Consider the following 19,506-nt stretch of genomic DNA (forward strand, 5'->3'; position numbering starts at 1 on the left):
AATAAGGGAGAGAGTTCATTGGTTAAACAACTACCGCCTAGAATAGAAGTACCTCAAGAAGAAACGTGGAATTTACAAGATTTATTCCTATCTGAGGCTGATTATTCAGCAGCTTTAGAAATCTTACAATCTGATGTGACCGCATTTGCAAACAAGTTCCAAGGAAAAATTGAAACTGCAGAAGATGTTATCGCTGTTCTAAAAGATTTTGAAGCCCTCTACATGCAGATCATTCCGCTTGGAACGTATACAAACTTAGCTGTAAGTGTTGACCAGACAAATGATGAAGCACAAATGAGAGATAGCCGCTTTGGTTCAATTTCTGCTAAAGTCGGCAGTCAGCTCTCTTTTGTCACAAGCGAACTGCTTGAGCTATCAGAAGAGGTTTTACAGTCCGCAATGGAGCAATCAGATGAATATAGCCATTATCTAAAAGAATTGATCCGTGAGAAACAGTATCGTCTTCATCCGCAAGTAGAAAAAGCACTAGCTGCTTATTCTTCCGCTTTCGATGCCCCTTACGGATTGTATAATACGACTAAAATGGTCGACATGGATTTTCCGGACTTCACCGTTGATGGTCAATCGTATCCGTTAAGCTATGTCTCATTTGAAGGAGATTGGGAGTCTGAGCCGGATACGAAAAAACGCCGTGCCGCGTTCGATGCCTTTTCTGCAAAATTACGTGATTACCAGCACACGACTGCTAAAACGTATGATTCTCACTTGCAACTTGAGAAAATCACATCTGATTTACGCGGATATGAAAGCGTGACAGACTACTTGCTGTTCAACCAAGAAGTCGATCAATCAATGTATCACCGTCAAATCGATTTGATCACCCAAGAGCTGGCACCCCATATGCGTAAGTATGCAAAACTGCTTCAAGAAGTGAATGGGCTCGACAAAATGACGTTCGCTGACTTGAAAGCACCTTTAGATGCAACGTACGAACCGAAGATCACGGTTGAAGAATCCAAGAAATATATTAATGATGCACTGGCAATAATGGGTCCTGATTATTTGGATATGGTGAAACGTTCGTATGACGAACGCTGGACTGATTTCGCACAGAACAAAGGTAAAGCGACAGGTGCTTTTTGTTCCAGTCCTTACGGTACACATCCGTATATCCTGATTTCTTGGACTGGCAGCATGGAAGATGTTTTCGTCCTTGCTCACGAATTAGGCCACGCTGGACATTTCTACAATGCCCATAAACATCAAAACGTGTTCAACTCTCGTCCATCGACGTATTTCATCGAAGCACCATCGACGATGAATGAAATGCTCGTCGCTAACCATCTTCTTTCGAATTCAGAAGACTTGAAGTTCAAACGCTGGGTCATTTCATCGATCATTTCACGTACGTATTATCATAACTTCGTAACTCACTTATTAGAAGCCGCTTACCAGCGAAAAGTATATGAAAAAATCGATGCAGGCGGCAGTGTCAACGCATCCATTTTAAACGAGCTGAAACGCGGTGTTCTAGAAGAGTTCTGGGGAGACACTGTGGAAATCAATGAAGGCGCTGAGCTTACGTGGATGCGTCAACCGCACTACTATATGGGGCTGTATCCATATACGTACAGTGCAGGACTTACGATTTCAACAGAAGTGGCAAAACGCGTGTTGAATGAAGGTCAGCCAGCAGTAGATGATTGGTTGAAAGTGCTTCAAGCAGGCGGTACAAAGACGCCAGCTGAACTTTCAAAAATGGCAGGTGTCGATATTACAACTGACGAGCCACTGCGTAATACGATTGCGTATATCGGTGATCTCATTGATCAATTGGTTCAGCTTACAGAAGAAATCAATGCAGAAGCACAACTTGCCAAGTAATCACAATTCAAACTAATATACACAAAAAGCAGCGGCTGCCGTAGCCGTTGCTTTTTTGTATACTGCGGATGTAACTCGTTGATTCATCACTCACACGAATCGACTAACTCCCAAAATTGAGCTGCGGCTTTTGAAACACTCTCATCCTTAGTTTTGATCATCACGGGTTTAACTCGAATATCAAAGTTTTTTAATTCGTGAATCATTCATTGTTCCATTGGCACTGCATATGCAACTCGCGGGATTATGGATAATCCTAATCCTCTGCTAACCATGGCAGTAACAGTTGTCAGGTCCTTATTTTGTTGGAAAAATACTAGGTCTGTGAATGCCGCGTTTTCAACAGCCGCTCCAACAATGGATTTATAAAGGTAAGAAAGAGTTAACAATAGAAGAAAAAGAAGTTGTAGAACCTTAAAATAACATCAGCTTAATGGACATTAGGCTGATGTTTTTGTATTACCGATGGTTCTCCTTGAAGACGAGTTCAAAGACTCACACGGCTTTTATGTACGGATTTCACCTAACCAACTCTTGAATTCCCATTAAAAGAGGTGCATATACAATGAACGGAATTAACAAGATGACTGCACCTGCTTTTTTTATGCCCTTTTGCAACAGCAAAAGAGAAAGTAAATAAAATAACGGATAAATAATAAAGGCAATGATCAAAATTCCATCGATTATTTGATACAATTCATGTGTCCACACTGTTAAAAAGGCCAAGGATACCCATTCCATAATGCTAAAACCAATAACTGCAATCCATAATGTTTTAAGCGTCACGACTTCTCCCCCCTGATTGTTGACTGTGTGCAATTCTTTCAAGTGTGTCCCGCATAAAATAGCGATTATAATGTTTGGTGCAATCTTAAATTGCAGTAATTTAATCGGTCCTTAAACCTTCTTAGATATTGAATTCTTTTTCTGATTTGAAATGAATTGAGTGCACGCTTGTGTGTTAGAGCATTTGCTTATAAAAAAAACGCAACTGATAGTTTTAGATGATTTTTTGATTTTTTTATCCTTCTAGTTTGTTAGTCGATGTTTTTAATAGTTGTGCTGAATTATCGAGATAGATATCTAAGTACGTGCTATCAGTAAACTTTATAACTACAGCATTAGCAGTCACAGCAACATCGGAAACTGTCTTACCTATCAGCTTTTCAGGTGTGACGTTAAAATCATTTTTTTCCACAATAATCCCATCCTTTCATTTACACTTTATTTAAAGGTGATTCTATAAATCGGCTTCCACAAAACGACTAGTTTTGACATGGCCGTGTTTCGGAAACGCACCCATATCTGGGATAGTGTTAAGCACGTTGATTTGCGTTCCAGCCGTACGCTTTCCGGAGGGCGTGGCTTGAGCCGCTTCCTTCGCTTCGCTACGTCCAGGGTCTCAAGGCTCACGCTGATCCTTTCGGAGTCGACGGCTTGCACTCCAATCAACTAAGGGTGTATTACCAAAGAATCGCACCCGATTACTTAAATCAACTTTTTCCTTAAACTCACATTACACAGATTTATACTTTTTTATAAATTCTGCTGTATGCACTAAAGAACAAAAAACCTAAGAAACAACTAACTGTATTTAAAATAATATCATCTACATCAAAAGATCCTAAATATGCAAAAAACTGAATGCATTCAATACTTAATATCAGCAGGAAGCAGGTGAACATTGTTTTAATCATTCTTCTTTGAGAACTGAAAGCCATTGGAATTAAAAATCCCATTGGAATAAAAGGAATGATATTACCCAATATATTTAGAAATGCGACACCGAAACTCAAATCAGTTAGGTACATCCTAACTGTCTGGAATGGTATTAAATTATAATTCGATCCACCTTCAGCTCTTCTCATAATATTCATTTGCACAGTATTAATAGTGTGGTTTATATTTCCGTTAAACTTAACGACAACGAAATTTATTACCAATACGATGTAAATACCAAAGATGAATTTCCAATAACCTTTTCTCAAATGAAACACTCCATATTCTTAAAACACTTAATCTGGCCCGATTCTGGATTTAGCTTTATACATACTACTTTCCGTTGCTTGGAGTGCAGGCGCCGACTCCCAGAGGATGTGAGTCTTGAGATCCCTCTGTGTCGCGCTTTTTACGACCGAGGAGGCTCAAGTCACGCCATCGGGAAAGCGTGCGCCGGAACGGAAAGCTACTATTCGTATACTATTTTCTGGCCCTTTTTTTAATACCTGAATAATCAGCTGTTTTCTAGTGTAACATATTTCCATTTAATTGAGTATCGATATATGAATTTAGATGGGTTAGGTTTTTTGGATGCCTGCTAGGTTTCTGCTGATATTTAAAAACTTCAACCTTTAGTTAAAACTGCACCTCTAAGTGCTCATTGCGACTGCAACAGTTGATCAAAAGCAAATTATTTAACGGTCCCTAAACTGCTTTTGCGACAGAAAAAACGCATGATCCGATCAAGCCGGATCATGCGTTTTTTATTTAAGTCATTCATTTGTTGCTGCTGTTGCTTTTCACTTCACCAAAATGTAGGTTTGGCCACCATTAGATAGAGCATAATTAGAAGTAATCCTATGTACCGCCACGATGTATTCAGCAGCTTCTTTAACAGTTCTTCCCGGTTTTCCGGTTCTTTTGGGAATCGGTTCAAAACAACTGAAAAACCGCTGGCCAGAAATACAATCGATAGCATCATAATGCCTAGTGTAACAATCACCCAAGAGGTATACCACGCCCATGGCCCAATCAAGATCAGAAGTACTCCGGAAACTACAAGCACATGACCCGCGTGCATCACAAAGCGAGTAGTCCATTTGAATAATGAAAGTAACGCCTTTTCCTCACTCAAAACTGCTTTGCGGACACGTGAAATAATCGGGAATAACAGAAATAACGGTCCTACAGATGCTACAGCTGATACTACATGAATGTAGACGATGACTGTATATAAGAAGCCCATGTCAATTCCATCAATTCTTTACGGGAGAAAACTCGTGCACCCATACTTTCATTGTTGGAATCCATTTCATTCCCTCATGCATATCAAGAATCGATTGCTTGTATGCGTCCAAATTCTCAAAACCTTCTTGGCGAGCATGTTCTTCAGTAACTTCACCGAGTGATTGTTGATAAAGTGAATCCACTTTAAATTCTTTACCCTCTAACTCCATGATTTCACCAGGATATGCGTAAACGCCATTTCTTCGAGTTGCAGTCTTTTTACCTTCCAGAACTTTCTTTACATCTGCTGGTACAGTAATAAGTCTTTCAACGGAACATGTTTTTTCTGGATAATCCATTCTTAAATCCCTCATTTCGTCTATTTCTTTCATTATATATGGTAGCTGAGTAAATTTCGAATCGGACACTCTATTATTCTGAAATTGTTATCTCATGAGTTTCATGTTCATGCAGACCTTCGTCACCTTCAACATGAACTGTAATGTTTGCTGTGCCTGCAGTCTCAAAAGTTACTTCACCCGTATATTGGCCAGCTTTATCCTCTGATAAGTCAATCCATTGTGCTTCATCTTTTTTATCATTCACAACGATTTCAAGTCGGACACGTGCTTTTTCAAGGGGATTCTCTCCTTGCTGCAAGTGAACCATCATCATAGAAGGTTCGTTCACCTTCACATCCTCCGGTTCCATGAAATGCATGGAGAATCCTTCTGTACCGTGATGGTGCTCTTCACTGTCTTCTCCTTCAGTTTCAGTTGCTGCTTGTGCTTCTGCACCTGCGCCAATTGTAATTTCTTTCATTGGCATTGTGTGCATATCGCGCGCTGTCACGTGGACTTGAACATGGTACAAGCCATCATGGTCAAATTTCGCATCCGCCTCATAAACACCATCTGTTTTTTGCTCAGACTTCACCATCCAGCTATCTTCTTTCTTTCCTTCTTCCCAGATCTCATACTCGACATCATTGGCATCCGTTACTTTTTCATCACCTTGTGTGACCGCAGCAGATAGCTGTACGGTTTCACCGGCTTCACCTGTTTCAGGAACCGTCAGATCTACAGAAATCGGTACCAGCGACACTTCCTCGTCTGTGCTCGCATTTGTATCCTCATCATTTTGTGCGCATCCTGTTGCCAAAAGTGCGATAAGTGCCGTGCTAATTGCCAAATGTCTCTTTTTCAATTGAATCCCGCTCCTTTTTGCTTAACGGTTAGACCGCTATCAAGTATCATTAGCTTATGAGCACCATTCTACTAAGTAAATTCGAAGGAACTATGAAGTCTGCAAACTTCATGCAATGTTCACTGTTTTTTGAGAAACTAAACAGATTATTGATTGATGAAATGAGGAAACCAGATGATGTCATATACGATTATGGTTATTGACGATGAAGCTGAAATGAGAAAACTAATCAGAACCTTTTTAGAAGGAGACGGTTATCGTGTTGTAGAAGCAACTGACGGAGTCCATGCCCTGTCTATACTCCATGAAGTGCGGGTAGACCTTTGTCTGGCAGATGTGATGATGCCTTATATGGATGGCTTCTTATTCGCCCAGGAAGTCAAACGTACAATTGACCTGCCGATTATCTTCTTGTCAGCTAAAGGCGATGAACTGGATAAAATCAAAGGGCTCAAGCATGGTGATGATTACATTGTAAAGCCGTTTCTACCGGGAGAACTGCTTGCACGGGTGGCTTCTGTTTTACGGAGATCGTACCAGCGAAAAGAGCTGCATAGTGCACTGACATTCGGTCCGCTTGAAATTGATAAAGAAGCTCACCGCGCAACGCTGAATGGCAAAGCACTGTCGCTGACATTAAAAGAATTCGGTATTCTTTACGTCCTGGCAAAGCATTCAGGGAGAGTCTACTCACGTGATGAATTGCTCCAAATTGTATGGGGGGACGATCATGACAGCAGTGTCCGCACAGTGGATACACACATTAAGACATTGCGTTTGAAGTTAGGCGATGAAGGACAAAAAATAGAAACTGTCTGGGGTATCGGCTACAAGTTCGAGGTTTGAGTCCATGAAGCTGACATTAAGTAAAAAAATCTTATCCCTGTTTTTCTTAAGCCTTGCCTTCACGATTCTGTTTTCGTTTTTCTTCATTCACTTTTTGTATTCAAAGCTGTATTTGGAGAGCATAGAAGAATCCATCGTCTATCAAGGTAAACGAACAGCTGCCCATTATCATTTTGGAGAATTAAGCGATGATATCATCGAAAAAATCCAATGGTATAACGTTGTATCAGAATACGAAATTGTCGTTGTGGATCAGCTGGACGACTTATCTTCTTACTTCCCTTACCAAGTTAACTACGAAAGTCTAGTGGATAGTTCAGATCGAAAAGTTCTTGAAAAAGGTTCATACGTTGTAAAAAAAGGATATGTAGAAGAATTCAATCGCGAAATTTTAGGAGCCATTTTTCCCATTCGCGGAAAGGACTCGTTAATCGGATTTATTTACATCTATGTGCCGCTTGCTGCGATCCAAGATGTATTTAAAGAAAGTATTCCATTGCTGATTGCAGCCGGAGCAGGCTTTTTCATCATTCTATTCTTACTGATCAATCGGGTCTGGAGCACCCTATTCAGTCCTCTGCGGCAATTAGAAGGACTCGCTGCCAACATCTCTCGCGGAGATTATTCAGGCAGAGTGAAAGCTGAACGTCCCGATGAAATCGGACAGCTGGCCCGTGCTTTTAATACAATGAGTTCTTCCTTGGAAGCCCAGGAGGAACGGAAACGGGAATTCACAAGCAACTTAGCACACGAAATGAGAACGCCGCTTACGTACATTAGCGGGTATACACATGCATTAAAACAAAGTACAGTTTCGAAAATTCCTAATCCAAATTCGGAGAACTACCTGAATACGATTGAAAAAGAAACTGCGCGACTTAGTAAATTAATCAACGATTTAACAGACTTAAATCATCTCCAAGAAGGGCTGTTCACTGTCGAAACCCAGCCAATCGTTGTTGCGCAAGTGTTGGTCGATACAGTTGAATTGTTCCGGATCCATTTAGCTGACCGCTCCATCAAACTAAAGCTCGACATTGAAGAGGACTTGATCATCTTGGGTGATACGGACCGAATTCAACAAGTGTTTTACAATACAATCGATAATGCAGTGAAATATGTATCTGAAGGCGGAACGATTCAAATCCGATTGCATGAGCGCAGCAAAGCAGTTCGATATGAAGTTCAAAACGAAGGACTTACCATTTCTAAAGAAGATTTAAGCCGTATGGGAGAACGATTCTTCCGCACGGACAAAGCGAGAACTCGGACTACTGGCGGTACCGGTCTCGGACTGTCGATTGTAAAAGAAATCATCCGGCTGCACCACGGGACATTTGCAATGGATAGTGACCCTTTAACTGGTACGACTGTAACCATTGATTTACCACTGTTTACTGAAGAGGAGGAGGCAACATGAAAGCAGTCCGCATCGTCCCTATTATGATTGTAATTGCCTTTTTGCTGTCTGCCTGCTCTTCAGCTAACGCGCCAGTAAGAGAAATTTCTTCTTTTACATTTATTGATCAGGATGGAGAAGCATTCGGTTACAATCAATTGGAAGATACCGTTTGGATCGCTGATTTCATCTTCACGAATTGTGAAACGGTCTGTCCTCCAATGACATCAGAAATGGCAGCATTGCAAAAAGAATTTAAGAAACACGATTTAGATGTTCAATTCGTTTCATTCACTGCGGATCCTGCAGTCGATTCGCCAGAAACTTTGAAAGCATATTCCAGTCAATATACGGAAGACGACGGAAACTGGCACTTTCTAACGGGTTACTCTGCTCAGGAGATTACCACATTCGCCAGAGAGAACTTCCAAACCATCATCCAAAAACCCGAAACGTCTGATCAAGTCATTCATGGCACGAATTTTTATCTGATTGCAAAAGGCGGTAAACTGGTCAGTGAATTTAACTATGTGGATGAAGATTATGTACATGATTTACTAAAAACCGTGAAAGACTATACGAAATAAACCAATTAGGAGGGTTATTTTGGACTCAGAAGCAATTGCGACCTTGTCCTATACCGTGCCGCACAAGTCCGTCGGATGGATTGAACAGACAGTCTCCACTGCAGTTTGCACACTCGCTCTGCATGAAAGTAAAATTGTGTCTGAGCAAAGTTCCTTTCCAATACATGCGGTGCACGACTGTTCTTATCGGCCTTTTTCAGATGGCAGCTGCTTGTTTTATCTTCATACAAACCAAGGGGTTCGCTCATTTCATGTCAATGTCGATCCCACTCATTTCTTGAAATCCTTTAGACGGATCAGGGGCGATTTATATCTTTGATGGTCCCTCCCTAATTCTTTTTTGCAAGTGTCTCCATTACGAATTTCCATTTAGTTGTTTAACTTTGTTGGAATGATGGTATACAAACACTAGAGCAACAAAGAAACAATTATTAATCTGGTCAAGCAATTACTAATTGGAGGGATTCACAAATGGTAGAAAAATTTATCGTTGAAAACGCAGTACAAGCAAAGGCAAAAGTTGATGAGCTCGAAGCAAAAGGCTATACACATGATGATATTTATGTTTTCGCTCATGACAAAAAGCGCGGAGACCATATTACAGACGCATTAGATACAGAGAAAGCTGGCATGAAAGAACAAGGCTTCCTCGATTCAATGAAGAACATGTTCAGTTCTCGCGGAGATGAACTTCGCAGCAAAATGAGCGGGGCTGGTCTTACTGAAGAAGATGCAGCAGCTGCAGAGAGCGAACTCGACAAAGGAAAACTTGTCGTTATTGCAAATAAATAAAACCTATTAAAACCAAGCACAACCTCGTTCGTTCACGAGGTTGTGCTTTTTGAATGTGCAAAAACTGATGTATTTAGGTATGATGGTGGATGGAAAGCAGGTGCAGTGCATGGAACGTCATTTAGGGAAGATTGGTTTATTTACTGGATTATCAACGCTCGTCCTCTTGATTGTCGGGGTGCGAACGATTAGTGGAGTAGAATTAGGATGGAAAAATTATTTGGCCTTCTCCGTTTTTGCATTAACGGTGGGTCTCATTGCGCTATTGCTTTTGTTTTATAAGCTTCGTATCGCGTTTTGGTTTTTTATGGCCGGAATGGTGATCAGTTTTGAAGAGTTCTTTCGCAGTATCATTACGATTGAAGGAGAACTGGGTCAATCTATTGGTGTTCTATCAGTTTACATATTCTCCTCATTCAGTTTGGGGATCGGATTGATTGTCCAATTTATTAGTATTCTCATGAAAAAGAATCACTAGCACGCACAAAAAAGCAGAACAAGAGGCAAAGACCTCTCGTTCTGCTTTTTTGATATAAAGAGCCGTATCTTATACTGCCTTTTCTTTCTTAATTTGCTTACTTCGCAGTTGTCCGCAAGCTGCATCAATGTCGGTACCTTGCTCCATACGTACTCCACAGTTAATACCTTTTTTCTTAAGCGTTTCATAGAATTTCTTAATATTTGCAGTTTCACTTCTTGTATACTGATCATGTTCATCCACTGGATTATAAGGAATCAAGTTAACATATGACAAATGCCGTTTGTTATAAAGCAACTTAGCGAGCTGTTCTGCTTCAGCAACGTGATCATTCACATCATTTAACAAGATATACTCAAACGTGATTCGACGGTTTGTCGTTTCCAAGTAATAGTCAATCGCATCCATTAACTTTTCAATCGGGTAGGCGCGGTTGATTTTCATGATTCGTGTACGCAACTCGTTATTTGGTGCATGTAGCGAAACTGCCAAATTGATTTGGATGTTTTCATTTGCAAAGTCACGGATTTTTGGAGTCAGACCACTCGTCGATACAGTAATATGACGCGCACCGATCATCAACCCTTTTTGATCATTGACTACTCGCAAGAAGTCCATCAAGTTATCGTAGTTATCAAATGGTTCTCCGATTCCCATAACAACGATATGGCTTACACGTTCTTCGTTGCCTTTCATGTCCAAGTGATGCTGTACGTTCATGATTTGCTCAACGATTTCTCCCGAGTTCAAATCACGGTTTTTCTTTAATAATCCACTTGCACAGAAACTGCAGCCGATGTTGCATCCTACTTGTGTCGTTACGCAGACTGAATGACCATAAGGGAACTTCATCAATACCGTTTCAATTAAATTCCCGTCTTGCATTTTAAATAGGAACTTAATTGTACCGTCTTCAGATTCTTGTTTAACTTCCTGGACAAGTGACTGAATGACATAGTTTTCTTCCAGCAATTCCACACAGTCGCTATTAATGTTTTTCATCTCTGAAAACTGTGTAACCCGCTTTTTATATAACCAATCCCATACTTGTGCAGCACGGAATTTCTTTTGTCCATTTTCTATAAGCCAATCCGTAAGTTGTTCAAATGTTAGACCATATATTGATTTTTTCATTAGACATCCTCATTTCAGATAATGCATTTCATCCGTCCATTGTACAGGATTGTCGCTCAAGACACAACGGGAATGGATTAAAAAAACAGCGCTCTGAAGCCGAGTCGCTGTTTGTTACTTATTTTGATTCACTTTCTTTTCGATTCTCAACTTTGCAATGAATGCTACAATATTCAGCAATGCAACGACGGCCAGCAAAATTCCAACGCCTGTATGGCCATCTGCATAACGGTTCCATGCAAAATAGCTGAGCAGGACTGCAAAAACGATATCTACGGTTTTAGAGTTAAATAAGCTCATCATAAGGTTAACCCTTTTTGACGAATTCGGATTTTAATTTCATTGCACCGAATCCAGTAATTTTACAATCAATGTTGTGATCGCCTTCTACAAGACGAATCCCTTTTACTTTTGTCCCGATTTTCAAAACTGATGAACTGCCTTTTACTTTCAAGTCTTTAATGACGGTCACGGTATCTCCATCTTGCAATGGATTTCCATTCGCATCTTTGACATCCATTTGTTCGGTTTGAACGAGCTCTTCTCCCGCAGTCCACTCATACGCACACTCTGGACATACTAACTGCAATCCGTCCTCATACGTATAGGGTGATCCGCATTGCGGACAATTTGGTAATTGCTCTGTCATTCTAACTCCCCCATTCTCTATCTGACTCCACTATACCAAACAAAAGGAGTCTCGGGAGAACTATTTCAGACGTCAATGTGTCGATCTTAATCCGTCCACGCACTGACCAAGTCAAACAATTGTTGAAAGAACATTCCCATTTCATCATCCGAACCGATTGTTACACGCAGCCACTCTTCAGTCTCTGGTTTTGAAAAATGACGAACGAGGATTTGTTTATCTTTTAAGCTTTTATGGAGTTGTTCAGCAGGAATATCCGGATGATGGACGAATAAGAAATTCGCGGCAGACGGCAATACTTTGAACCCAACAGATTCGAACACGCTTCTCGATTGTTCACGTGTACGAATTATTGCTTGAACAGTCGTTTGGAAATAGTCAGAGTCCTTAACTGATGCAACACCAGCAGCCAATGCTAACTGATCGATTGTGTAGGAATTAAATGAGTTTTTAATACGGTTCAGCGCTTCAATCATTGTGACAGAGCCAATTGCATACCCGATTCGTAGTCCCGCAAGCGAACGGGATTTTGACATGGTACGGGTTATCAGCAAATTGTCGAAACGCTCGAGTAAAGGAATCGCTGTGTCCCCGCCAAAATCGATATAGGCTTCATCTATAATCACTGGCCGCCCCTGATTTTCGCCAGCAATCTTTTCAAGCGATTCGAGCGATAGTGCAATCCCTGTAGGTGCATTCGGATTCGGAAAAATGACTCCCCCATCCGACTGATAAAAAGCTTCTGCATTCAAAGCAAAGTCTTCCTGAAGAGGGATGCGTTCATATGCAATATTAAACAGTGCTGCGTAAGTTGGATAAAACGAATAGGTAATTGCAGGAAATCGGATTGTTTTGCCTGGTGTGAAAAACGCCATGAACGAAAATGCCAGTACTTCATCCGACCCATTTCCGATGAAAACTTGATCCGCCGACACGTGATGCAATTCAGCAAGAGCGACCCGAAGCTTTTCTGGATCGGACTCGGGATATTTGCGCAGATCGGATGTGAGTGCCTGTTGCAATGCCTCAAATACCATAGGACTTGGCCTGTAAGGATTTTCGTTGGTGTTCAACTTAATCCAGCCTTCTCCATTCACTTGTTCGCCTGGTATGTAAGGATCAGTTCGCCGGACCATGCCGCTCCATAATTCATTCACTGAATTCCCTCCTCCTCCTCCATTCGACGAGACTTCAATACAGATTTTACATCTTCAATGGACAGACCTAATTCCTCCATCAGCACAAGAATGTGATAGGTCAAATCCGCAAGTTCGTTCGCCGTTTCATTCAAGTCATTGTTCTTAGCTCCAATTACTACTTCCGTTGTTTCCTCTCCTACTTTTTTCAAAATTTTATCGATTCCTTCACGGAAAAGATAGGTTGTATACGCACCTTCTTTAGGATTGTTTTTCCTATTCTGGATTTGCTTCGCTACTTGTTGAATGATGGTTCTTTTGCTCCGGATGTCATCAGAATTTTCCCTGGAAAAGCACGAGACAGTTCCTAAATGACACGCGGGTCCTTGTGCCTCCACTTGGACTAAAATCGTATCTTGATCGCAGTCGATATCCAGCTGTTTTACGATTTGACGATTGCCAGATGTTGCGCCTTTGTTCCACAGCTCATTCCGCGATCGGCTATAAAACCATGTTTCTCCCGTATCTAACGTCTTTTGAAGAGATTCTTCATTCATATAGCCAAGCATCAGCACTGTGCCAGTTAGTGCGTCTTGAATGATTGCTGGAACTAAGCCTTCACTGTTATAGCGGATATTTTTACCGTTCACTCGTAACACCCCTCGCTGCATCCTTTAAATCAGCCAGCGAAACGATATTAAAGTGCAAGATGGATGCAACGAGTGCTGATTGTGCCTGAGTTTGTTCAAACACCTCACGGATGTGCTCTGCACTGCCTGCTCCCCCGCTTGCCACCACTGGGATCGATACAGAATCCGCCACCAGCTTCGTGAGCTCAAGGTTATACCCATTTCTCATCCCGTCTTCATCGATACAGTTGAGTACAATCTCTCCAGCACCCAGCTCCGCTCCTTTTTGCGCCCATTCGTTTGCATCCATTCCCGTATCTTGCATACCTGCGTTCGCAAATACGGTCCATTGTCCAGTTTCAGATTGACTGACATCCATGGACAGCATGATTCGGCTGGAACCGTACCTTTCAGATGCTTCACGGAGTAAATCAGGATTGTTTAGCGCTCCACTGTTTATAGAAACTTTGTCCGCTCCAGCTTCGATTGCAAGTTCAACGTCTGAAAGTGTTTGAATACCACCGCCAACGATGAAAGGAATTTCGATGCTTTCTCCGATTTGGCGAATTAAATCCAGGAACATTCCGCGCTGTTGCACAGAAGCAGAAATGTCATAGAATACTAATTCATCCGCACCTTCTGTTTCATATTTTTTTGCGAGTTCCAGTGGATCACCAAGTTCTTTTACATCTTGAAACTTCTTCCCCTTTACCACACGTTTATTGTCTATATCTAAGCATGCAATGATTTTTCGTTTCGTCATTTAAAGGACCTCCATCATTTTTTGGAATCGAGTTTCGTTTTCATAGATTGCTTTTCCGACTATAGCTCCATATAGAGAGTCCTGTTTCAGTTTCTCGACATCTTGTACAGTTGTCACACCGCCTGAAGCGATAATGTCCATCTTCGTTTCGTTCTGTAATTTTTGAAGCTCTTCAAAATTAGGTCCAGAGAGCATTCCATCCTTCGCGATGTCTGTATAAATAATGGTTTGAACCCCTGCTTGCTCCAACTTCCGAACCAATGAAGAGACATCAGTTGCGGAGTCTTCTGTCCAGCCGGCAATTGTGGGGATACCATTTTTAGCGTCAATGGAAACAGCCACTTGTTGACCGAATCGGGAAATCGCTTGTTTCAATAAGTCAGGATTATTGATAGCAGATGTCCCTAGAATGACCCGCTCTACTCCATTTGTTAAGTAATCTTCAATTGTCTCAAGAGAACGAATTCCGCCGCCTGCTTGTACAGGAAGTTGCAATGCAGATGCCAGTTCGATAATCAAGTCACGATTAACGGATTGCCCTGTTTTAGCCCCATCCAGATCGACGACGTGCAGCCAAGACGCACCTTGAGACATCCACTTTTTACCGATTTCAAGCGGTGACTCGTGATAAATCGTTTCCTGATTGAAATCTCCTTGAACTAAACGCACACATTTGCCATTTTGAATATCAATTGCCGGAAACAGAATCATTTTTATTTCTCCCCTTTCCTATATCCGTTACAACATTCCTTTAGTTGACGGGATGCCTTTTCGTTCGTTTTTAGCTGCCGCAATACGGATTGCGCGGCCAAATCCTTTGAAAATGGATTCTAAAATATGATGGCTGTTTTTTCCGTACTGTAAATTGATATGCAGTGTCACCCCCGCGTGTCGGGTAAACGCTAGAAAGAATTCTTCAACAAGTTCAGTGTCGAAATCCCCGATCTTATCTTTCAGTCCATCAACATGATAAACAAGAAACGATCTTCCGCTAATATCCATTGTTACAGCAGATAGTGCTTCATCCATAGGAACTGTCACTGAAGCATATCGCTCAATGCTTTCTTTCGTTCCGAGAGATTCTTTAAATGCAGTTCCAAAGGCAATCCCAACATCTTCGACACTGTGATGCTGATCCGTTTCCAAATCCCCTTTACACGTCACTTGTAAATCCAGGCCGCCATGCATCGTTGCAAGGACAAGCATGTGATCGAGAAATCCAACTCCAGTATGGATATCACTCTTTCCTGATCCATCTAACGCGAACTTCATTTTAATATCCGTTTCAGCAGTTTTCCGTTCAATTGTCGATGTCCTCATTCTGATTCCTCCTATGTCCGAACTCGAATCGCTTGCGCATGACCCGTAAGCTGCTCAGTGTTTGCGAGTTCGATAATTGCATCTGAGACGTGTTCAAGTGCATTCTCCGTATAGCGAATAATGCTTGTTTTTTTCACGAAGTCATATACGCCTAAAGGGGATGAAAATTTAGCAGTTCCACTTGTCGGCAGCGTATGATTCGGTCCTGCCACATAATCGCCCAACGCTTCCGGAGAGTAGGCTCCAAGGAAAATCGCTCCTGCGTTTTCAATATCATCGAGACTGTTTTCCGGATTGGCTGTCATGATCTCTAAATGCTCCGGTGCGAGTTCATTAATTATGTCAATCGCTTCACTTTCAGATTCGACAACCGCGATCCAGCCATTTGTTTGGATAGACTTTTTGGCGATATCCATCCTATCCATAAGCTCCAATTGCCGATTGACTTCTGTAGAAAGTGCTTCAGCAATCTGTATAGAAGGTACTAGACAACACGCGGTTGCGTCTTCATCATGTTCCGCTTGAGCTAATAAATCCGCAGCGACAAATTTTAGATCTGATTGTTCGTCTGTCCAAATACAGACTTCACTGGGTCCCGCAATCATATCGATGGATACGTCACCAAACACGAGCTTCTTTGCGCAGGCCACATATGCATTTCCCGGACCTGTAATTTTGAGTACGGGCTGGATAGACTCCGTACCGTATGCGAGTGCTGCAATCGCCTGTGCACCACCAACTTTATAAATCTCATCGACTCCGCATAGATCCGCGGCAACTAAAACTGCCGCGTTAACGGTTCCATCAGCTTGCGGCGGCGTCGTAAGAACGATCCGCTTCACACCCGCGATTTTTGCAGGAATTGCGTTCATCAAAACTGTAGACGGATAAGATGCTTTCCCTCCAGGTATGTAAATTCCTGCAGATGCCAGCGGGCGTACTTGCTGTCCAAGATAAACACCTTCTTCAGGTTCAATCCTCCAGCTTTCCTCTTTTTGCTGTTCGTGAAATCGTTGAATACGTTCTTTTGCGTCTTTCATTGCCTGAAGTAATGATGAAGAAACTTTTTGATAAGCATCCAAAATCTCTTGTTTAGACACTTGGAGTGTTTGTATCGTAACCCCGTCAAACCGTTCAGTTAGCGCTAGAAGTTCAGCATCTTGAAATTTTTTGACGCGGTCGATGATTGTTCTTACCGTTTTTTCAACGGGAGAAGCGGATGTCCGGCGGGCAATCCTTTTAGTGATTTGGTTACGCGTTGTGATAATCTGCACGTCGTTCGTCCACTCCCTTTTTCAAAAGGTCCATACACGTCTTTACTTCAGCTGTTTTCGTTGCATAACTTGCTTTATTCACGATGACACGCGTACTTACTTTTTCGATTTCACGTAAGACAACCAATCCGTTATCTCTAAGTGTCGATCCCGTTTCGACGATATCTACAATGACGTCTGACAGGCCCGCAATCGGTGCAAGTTCAATCGATCCATTCAATCGGCTGATTTCGGTCCGGATTCCTGCTTGATCGAAATAGTTCTTTGCAATCGCTGGATATTTAGTGGCAACTGAAAGTGATTTCGTATCTGCAGGGAAACTATCGGAGAACCCAGCAACGACTAACCGACATTTCCCGAACCCCAAGTCTTGCAGCTCGTAGACGTCTTTCCCATCTTCCATAATCGTATCTTTGCCCACGATTCCGATATCGGCTGCACCCTTTTCTACATAAGTCGGAACATCTGCCGCTTTGACGAACAACAATTGGAAGTCCTCGCTTAAACTCGTGATGACCAATTTTCGCTCATCGTACAGCGTATCGGGGAAAGCGATTCCTCCTTCAGACAGGAGCTCTCTCGCTTTTTCTGCAATTCTGCCTTTAGCGACTGCGATTTTCATTGGCACCATAACCTTTCATCTCTCCCCTTCATCCCATTATTTTTTAGCTGAAAAAATCGCTTCCACATCAAAGGCGAATCCAACCGCTGGCAATTGCGCATGAAACTTTCGGCTAACCTCATCATATCGACCACCCATCAGCAGCGGCTTTCCGACAGTATTACTGAATCCCTGAAATTGGATTCCTGAATAATAGTCCATGTCGTTGACCATACCGAGATCGACTGTCACGTGACTTTCATAGCCTGATTCAACGATTAGTCCGTACACAGCTTCCATATGCTGCATGATAGCAGTCATTTGGTCGTTCTTATCATACTTTCGAAACCGCTTGAAAACAGATGGTGCATCCCCATATGAAAAAGCCGTTTCAAGAAGCCTTTCTCTAATCGTTTCATCCGTATTATTTTGCTTAAGAAAATCAGCTAGCCCACTGCTGTTTTTCATTTGAATAAACGATTTCACTTGCAGCTGTTCCTCTGCAGTCAATTGAAGAATCCGATTCAGTTCAGATAGAATTCCCGCGTGACCAAGCTCAATTTTAAAATCATTCAGTCCTAATTCAGTGAGTGCCTGACAGGCGAGAACAATCACTTCTGCATCATTTTCAGCGGATTGGTTACTGAATAACTCGATTCCCGCTTGCCTGCGTTCGGTCGGAATCGTCAAATCATCCGACTGACGGAAGACAGATTGTATATACCAGCAGCGAATTTCTTTATCTAAGTTTTTATAAGTCGATGCGAGTTCCCGCATCAGTGGGATTGTCACGTCTGGCCGCAACACTAAAATGTCTCCAGTATGGTCGATCAGCTTCAGGAGACTTTTTCGGCTTTGCGCAGTTTGGAGAGATTCATATGTTTCGTAACTTTCGAGAACTGGTAAATTGACTTCACTGTATCCTTTCGGTAAAAAGGAATTTCGAAAGACTTCTCGTAATTCGTACTCCTCTTCAGCCGATTGAAATAAATTCCTCAAACAACCGCCTCCTCTTACTTTATCACTTTACTACGATGAAGTTATCTAGTACTATAAATAGATAATTAAGAAATGTCAACAAAAAAGGAGTTTGATATAAATGTTTGATTATCACATGCATACCTCTTTTTCAGCAGATTGTGACGCGCCTCCAGAGGAGATGGTCCGCGCTGCTATTCAAAACGGACTTACTGAAATTTGTTTTACAGATCATGTTGACTACGAATATCCGGATAAGAATTTCATATTCGATTATAATCAGCACGCTTACAAAGAAGAAATTGCACAATTGCAAGACCGTTACGGGAGTGATATACAAGTAAAACGCGGTGTGGAAATTGGGGTTCAGCCTCATATACTGGATTCATACACAAAATTGATTCGAGACGAAGAATTCGACTTTGTCATTTGTTCGCTCCATACTGTTGAAAAAAAAGATCTGCACTTCGGAGCTGTTTTTGAAAACCGGACAATGGATGAAGCCTATGATGCGTATTATCAGGAGTTGCTTCGATGTATCCGGAAATTTGACGCTTACAGCGTGTTAGGACATGTGAATCTTATTGAGCGATACGCGAAACAAGCACCTTCCTATGATTTCCATGACTGCTTGAAAGAAATCTTTTCTGAGGTCATTCCACGAGGGAAGGGAATAGAGATAAATACGTCAGGTGTACGGTATGGATTACCTGAAGCCATGCCGCACACTGATATTCTTGAACTATACAAATCTTGCGGCGGTGAGATTTTAACAATTGGTTCCGATGCCCATAAACCGATTGATGTCGGTTTCGACATTCGCAAGAGTTTGCAGATTGCTTCAGATATCGGATTCCGCTTCGTCGCCACATACGACAAAGGAGAACCTCAATTCCATTCAATAGATAAATTACTATTTTAAT

At 41.8% G+C, this 19,506-nt stretch carries 25 protein-coding genes; 8 read left to right on the forward strand and 17 right to left on the reverse strand.

Going from position 1 to position 19,506, the window contains the following annotated elements; genetic code table 11:
- The first annotated feature begins 18 nt into the window (after positions 1 to 18).
- A complete protein-coding gene (gene pepF / locus PGH26_RS10205) occupies positions 19 to 1,845 on the forward strand; it encodes an oligoendopeptidase F (protein WP_323690984.1) in 1,827 nt (608 codons plus the stop codon).
- A 519-nt stretch (positions 1,846 to 2,364) separates the two neighbouring features.
- Here pepF and PGH26_RS10210 read toward each other — a convergent pair.
- The 6 genes from PGH26_RS10210 to PGH26_RS10235 form a co-directional block, all read right to left on the reverse strand.
- On the reverse strand, positions 2,365 to 2,631 hold the full coding sequence (locus tag PGH26_RS10210; RefSeq protein ID WP_323690985.1) for a hypothetical protein: 267 nt from the start codon (positions 2,629 to 2,631) through the stop codon (positions 2,365 to 2,367).
- Positions 2,632 to 2,866: 235 nt separating this feature from the next.
- On the reverse strand, positions 2,867 to 3,043 hold the full coding sequence (locus PGH26_RS10215) for a hypothetical protein (protein WP_323690986.1): 177 nt from the start codon (positions 3,041 to 3,043) through the stop codon (positions 2,867 to 2,869).
- Positions 3,044 to 3,371: 328 nt separating this feature from the next.
- Positions 3,372 to 3,833 carry a VanZ family protein gene (locus PGH26_RS10220; RefSeq protein WP_323690988.1) on the reverse strand — a complete coding sequence of 154 codons (462 nt, stop codon included), beginning with the start codon at positions 3,831 to 3,833 and terminating at the stop codon, positions 3,372 to 3,374.
- Positions 3,834 to 4,369: 536 nt separating this feature from the next.
- Positions 4,370 to 4,810, reverse strand: coding sequence for a hypothetical protein (locus tag PGH26_RS10225; RefSeq protein WP_323690989.1), 441 nt, complete (start codon positions 4,808 to 4,810; stop codon positions 4,370 to 4,372).
- Positions 4,811 to 4,820: 10 nt separating this feature from the next.
- Entirely contained in the window at positions 4,821 to 5,150 is a 330-nt protein-coding gene (locus PGH26_RS10230; protein WP_323690991.1) for an ASCH domain-containing protein, read from the reverse strand.
- 73 nt (positions 5,151 to 5,223) lie between these two features.
- Positions 5,224 to 5,997, reverse strand: coding sequence for a FixH family protein (locus PGH26_RS10235; RefSeq protein WP_323690992.1), 774 nt, complete (start codon positions 5,995 to 5,997; stop codon positions 5,224 to 5,226).
- A 174-nt stretch (positions 5,998 to 6,171) separates the two neighbouring features.
- Here PGH26_RS10235 and PGH26_RS10240 point away from each other — a divergent pair, with 174 nt between their 5' ends.
- The 6 genes from PGH26_RS10240 to PGH26_RS10265 all read left to right on the forward strand — a co-directional run bounded on the left by PGH26_RS10240 (position 6,172) and on the right by PGH26_RS10265 (position 10,099).
- The gene (locus PGH26_RS10240) at positions 6,172 to 6,843 is read left to right on the forward strand and encodes a response regulator transcription factor (protein ID WP_323690993.1); all 672 of its coding nucleotides are present in this window, start codon (positions 6,172 to 6,174) and stop codon (positions 6,841 to 6,843) included.
- Positions 6,844 to 6,847: 4 nt separating this feature from the next.
- Positions 6,848 to 8,263 (forward strand): sensor histidine kinase, encoded by a 1,416-nt coding sequence (locus PGH26_RS10245; RefSeq protein WP_323690994.1) that lies wholly within the window; start codon positions 6,848 to 6,850, stop codon positions 8,261 to 8,263.
- Positions 8,260 to 8,829, forward strand: a complete 570-nt coding sequence (locus PGH26_RS10250) for an SCO family protein (RefSeq protein ID WP_323690995.1) — start codon at positions 8,260 to 8,262, stop codon at positions 8,827 to 8,829. Before PGH26_RS10245 ends, PGH26_RS10250 begins: the two co-directional genes overlap by 4 nt.
- 19 nt (positions 8,830 to 8,848) lie before the next feature.
- Positions 8,849 to 9,148 carry a hypothetical protein gene (locus PGH26_RS10255; protein WP_323690996.1) on the forward strand — a complete coding sequence of 100 codons (300 nt, stop codon included), beginning with the start codon at positions 8,849 to 8,851 and terminating at the stop codon, positions 9,146 to 9,148.
- 152 nt (positions 9,149 to 9,300) lie between these two features.
- On the forward strand, positions 9,301 to 9,621 hold the full coding sequence (locus PGH26_RS10260) for a YflT domain-containing protein (protein WP_323690997.1): 321 nt from the start codon (positions 9,301 to 9,303) through the stop codon (positions 9,619 to 9,621).
- A gap of 109 nt (positions 9,622 to 9,730) precedes the next feature.
- On the forward strand, positions 9,731 to 10,099 hold the full coding sequence (locus PGH26_RS10265; protein WP_323690998.1) for a hypothetical protein: 369 nt from the start codon (positions 9,731 to 9,733) through the stop codon (positions 10,097 to 10,099).
- Between the two features lie 69 nt (positions 10,100 to 10,168).
- Here PGH26_RS10265 and rlmN read toward each other — a convergent pair whose 3' ends face one another.
- From rlmN to PGH26_RS10320, 11 genes are all read right to left on the reverse strand, one after another.
- Positions 10,169 to 11,233, reverse strand: a complete 1,065-nt coding sequence (gene rlmN, locus PGH26_RS10270; RefSeq protein WP_323690999.1) for a dual-specificity RNA methyltransferase RlmN — start codon at positions 11,231 to 11,233, stop codon at positions 10,169 to 10,171.
- A gap of 114 nt (positions 11,234 to 11,347) precedes the next feature.
- Positions 11,348 to 11,536 (reverse strand): hypothetical protein, encoded by a 189-nt coding sequence (locus tag PGH26_RS10275; RefSeq protein ID WP_323691000.1) that lies wholly within the window; start codon positions 11,534 to 11,536, stop codon positions 11,348 to 11,350.
- Positions 11,537 to 11,540: 4 nt separating this feature from the next.
- The gene (locus PGH26_RS10280) at positions 11,541 to 11,882 is read right to left on the reverse strand and encodes a zinc ribbon domain-containing protein YjdM (RefSeq protein WP_323691001.1); all 342 of its coding nucleotides are present in this window, start codon (positions 11,880 to 11,882) and stop codon (positions 11,541 to 11,543) included.
- Between the two features lie 86 nt (positions 11,883 to 11,968).
- Positions 11,969 to 13,039 (reverse strand): histidinol-phosphate transaminase, encoded by a 1,071-nt coding sequence (gene hisC / locus PGH26_RS10285; protein WP_323691002.1) that lies wholly within the window; start codon positions 13,037 to 13,039, stop codon positions 11,969 to 11,971.
- A complete protein-coding gene (gene hisIE, locus PGH26_RS10290; protein WP_323691003.1) occupies positions 13,036 to 13,689 on the reverse strand; it encodes a bifunctional phosphoribosyl-AMP cyclohydrolase/phosphoribosyl-ATP diphosphatase HisIE in 654 nt (217 codons plus the stop codon). The genes hisC and hisIE overlap by 4 nt, the downstream gene beginning before the upstream one ends.
- Positions 13,658 to 14,410 (reverse strand): imidazole glycerol phosphate synthase subunit HisF, encoded by a 753-nt coding sequence (hisF, locus tag PGH26_RS10295; RefSeq protein WP_323691004.1) that lies wholly within the window; start codon positions 14,408 to 14,410, stop codon positions 13,658 to 13,660. Before hisF ends, hisIE begins: the two co-directional genes overlap by 32 nt.
- On the reverse strand, positions 14,411 to 15,121 hold the full coding sequence (hisA, locus tag PGH26_RS10300) for a 1-(5-phosphoribosyl)-5-[(5-phosphoribosylamino)methylideneamino]imidazole-4-carboxamide isomerase (protein WP_323691005.1): 711 nt from the start codon (positions 15,119 to 15,121) through the stop codon (positions 14,411 to 14,413).
- A 27-nt stretch (positions 15,122 to 15,148) separates the two neighbouring features.
- Positions 15,149 to 15,730, reverse strand: a complete 582-nt coding sequence (gene hisB / locus PGH26_RS10305; protein WP_323691006.1) for an imidazoleglycerol-phosphate dehydratase HisB — start codon at positions 15,728 to 15,730, stop codon at positions 15,149 to 15,151.
- A gap of 11 nt (positions 15,731 to 15,741) precedes the next feature.
- Positions 15,742 to 17,004 (reverse strand): histidinol dehydrogenase, encoded by a 1,263-nt coding sequence (gene hisD, locus PGH26_RS10310; protein WP_323691007.1) that lies wholly within the window; start codon positions 17,002 to 17,004, stop codon positions 15,742 to 15,744.
- Positions 16,982 to 17,635, reverse strand: a complete 654-nt coding sequence (gene hisG, locus PGH26_RS10315) for an ATP phosphoribosyltransferase (RefSeq protein WP_323691008.1) — start codon at positions 17,633 to 17,635, stop codon at positions 16,982 to 16,984. Before hisG ends, hisD begins: the two co-directional genes overlap by 23 nt.
- Positions 17,636 to 17,662: 27 nt before the next feature.
- Positions 17,663 to 18,604 carry an ATP phosphoribosyltransferase regulatory subunit gene (locus tag PGH26_RS10320; protein ID WP_323691009.1) on the reverse strand — a complete coding sequence of 314 codons (942 nt, stop codon included), beginning with the start codon at positions 18,602 to 18,604 and terminating at the stop codon, positions 17,663 to 17,665.
- Between the two features lie 100 nt (positions 18,605 to 18,704).
- On the opposite strand from PGH26_RS10320, the gene PGH26_RS10325 reads away from it, so the two are divergent.
- Positions 18,705 to 19,505 carry a histidinol-phosphatase HisJ family protein gene (locus PGH26_RS10325; protein WP_323691010.1) on the forward strand — a complete coding sequence of 267 codons (801 nt, stop codon included), beginning with the start codon at positions 18,705 to 18,707 and terminating at the stop codon, positions 19,503 to 19,505.
- Position 19,506 lies beyond the last annotated feature (1 nt).

This window comes from Sporosarcina jeotgali, from assembly GCF_033304595.1.
In the GTDB taxonomy this organism is placed as follows: domain Bacteria; phylum Bacillota; class Bacilli; order Bacillales_A; family Planococcaceae; genus Sporosarcina; species Sporosarcina jeotgali.

What these genes read in the sequence shown, in the direction of transcription:
- PGH26_RS10225 (WP_323690989.1), bottom strand. Translation starts at nt 4,810, where the DNA reads ATGGGCTTCTTATATACAGTCATCGTCTACATTCATGTAGTATCAGCT.
- PGH26_RS10230 (WP_323690991.1), bottom strand. Translation starts at nt 5,150, where the DNA reads ATGGATTATCCAGAAAAAACATGTTCCGTTGAAAGACTTATTACTGTA.
- PGH26_RS10240 (WP_323690993.1), top strand. Translation starts at nt 6,172, where the DNA reads ATGATGTCATATACGATTATGGTTATTGACGATGAAGCTGAAATGAGA.
- PGH26_RS10245 (WP_323690994.1), top strand. Translation starts at nt 6,848, where the DNA reads ATGAAGCTGACATTAAGTAAAAAAATCTTATCCCTGTTTTTCTTAAGC.
- PGH26_RS10250 (WP_323690995.1), top strand. Translation starts at nt 8,260, where the DNA reads ATGAAAGCAGTCCGCATCGTCCCTATTATGATTGTAATTGCCTTTTTG.
- PGH26_RS10260 (WP_323690997.1), top strand. Translation starts at nt 9,301, where the DNA reads ATGGTAGAAAAATTTATCGTTGAAAACGCAGTACAAGCAAAGGCAAAA.
- PGH26_RS10265 (WP_323690998.1), top strand. Translation starts at nt 9,731, where the DNA reads ATGGAACGTCATTTAGGGAAGATTGGTTTATTTACTGGATTATCAACG.
- rlmN (WP_323690999.1), bottom strand. Translation starts at nt 11,233, where the DNA reads ATGAAAAAATCAATATATGGTCTAACATTTGAACAACTTACGGATTGG.
- PGH26_RS10275 (WP_323691000.1), bottom strand. Translation starts at nt 11,536, where the DNA reads ATGATGAGCTTATTTAACTCTAAAACCGTAGATATCGTTTTTGCAGTC.
- PGH26_RS10280 (WP_323691001.1), bottom strand. Translation starts at nt 11,882, where the DNA reads ATGACAGAGCAATTACCAAATTGTCCGCAATGCGGATCACCCTATACG.
- hisIE (WP_323691003.1), bottom strand. Translation starts at nt 13,689, where the DNA reads ATGCAGCGAGGGGTGTTACGAGTGAACGGTAAAAATATCCGCTATAAC.
- hisF (WP_323691004.1), bottom strand. Translation starts at nt 14,410, where the DNA reads ATGACGAAACGAAAAATCATTGCATGCTTAGATATAGACAATAAACGT.
- hisA (WP_323691005.1), bottom strand. Translation starts at nt 15,121, where the DNA reads ATGATTCTGTTTCCGGCAATTGATATTCAAAATGGCAAATGTGTGCGT.
- hisB (WP_323691006.1), bottom strand. Translation starts at nt 15,730, where the DNA reads ATGAGGACATCGACAATTGAACGGAAAACTGCTGAAACGGATATTAAA.
- hisG (WP_323691008.1), bottom strand. Translation starts at nt 17,635, where the DNA reads ATGGTGCCAATGAAAATCGCAGTCGCTAAAGGCAGAATTGCAGAAAAA.
- PGH26_RS10325 (WP_323691010.1), top strand. Translation starts at nt 18,705, where the DNA reads ATGTTTGATTATCACATGCATACCTCTTTTTCAGCAGATTGTGACGCG.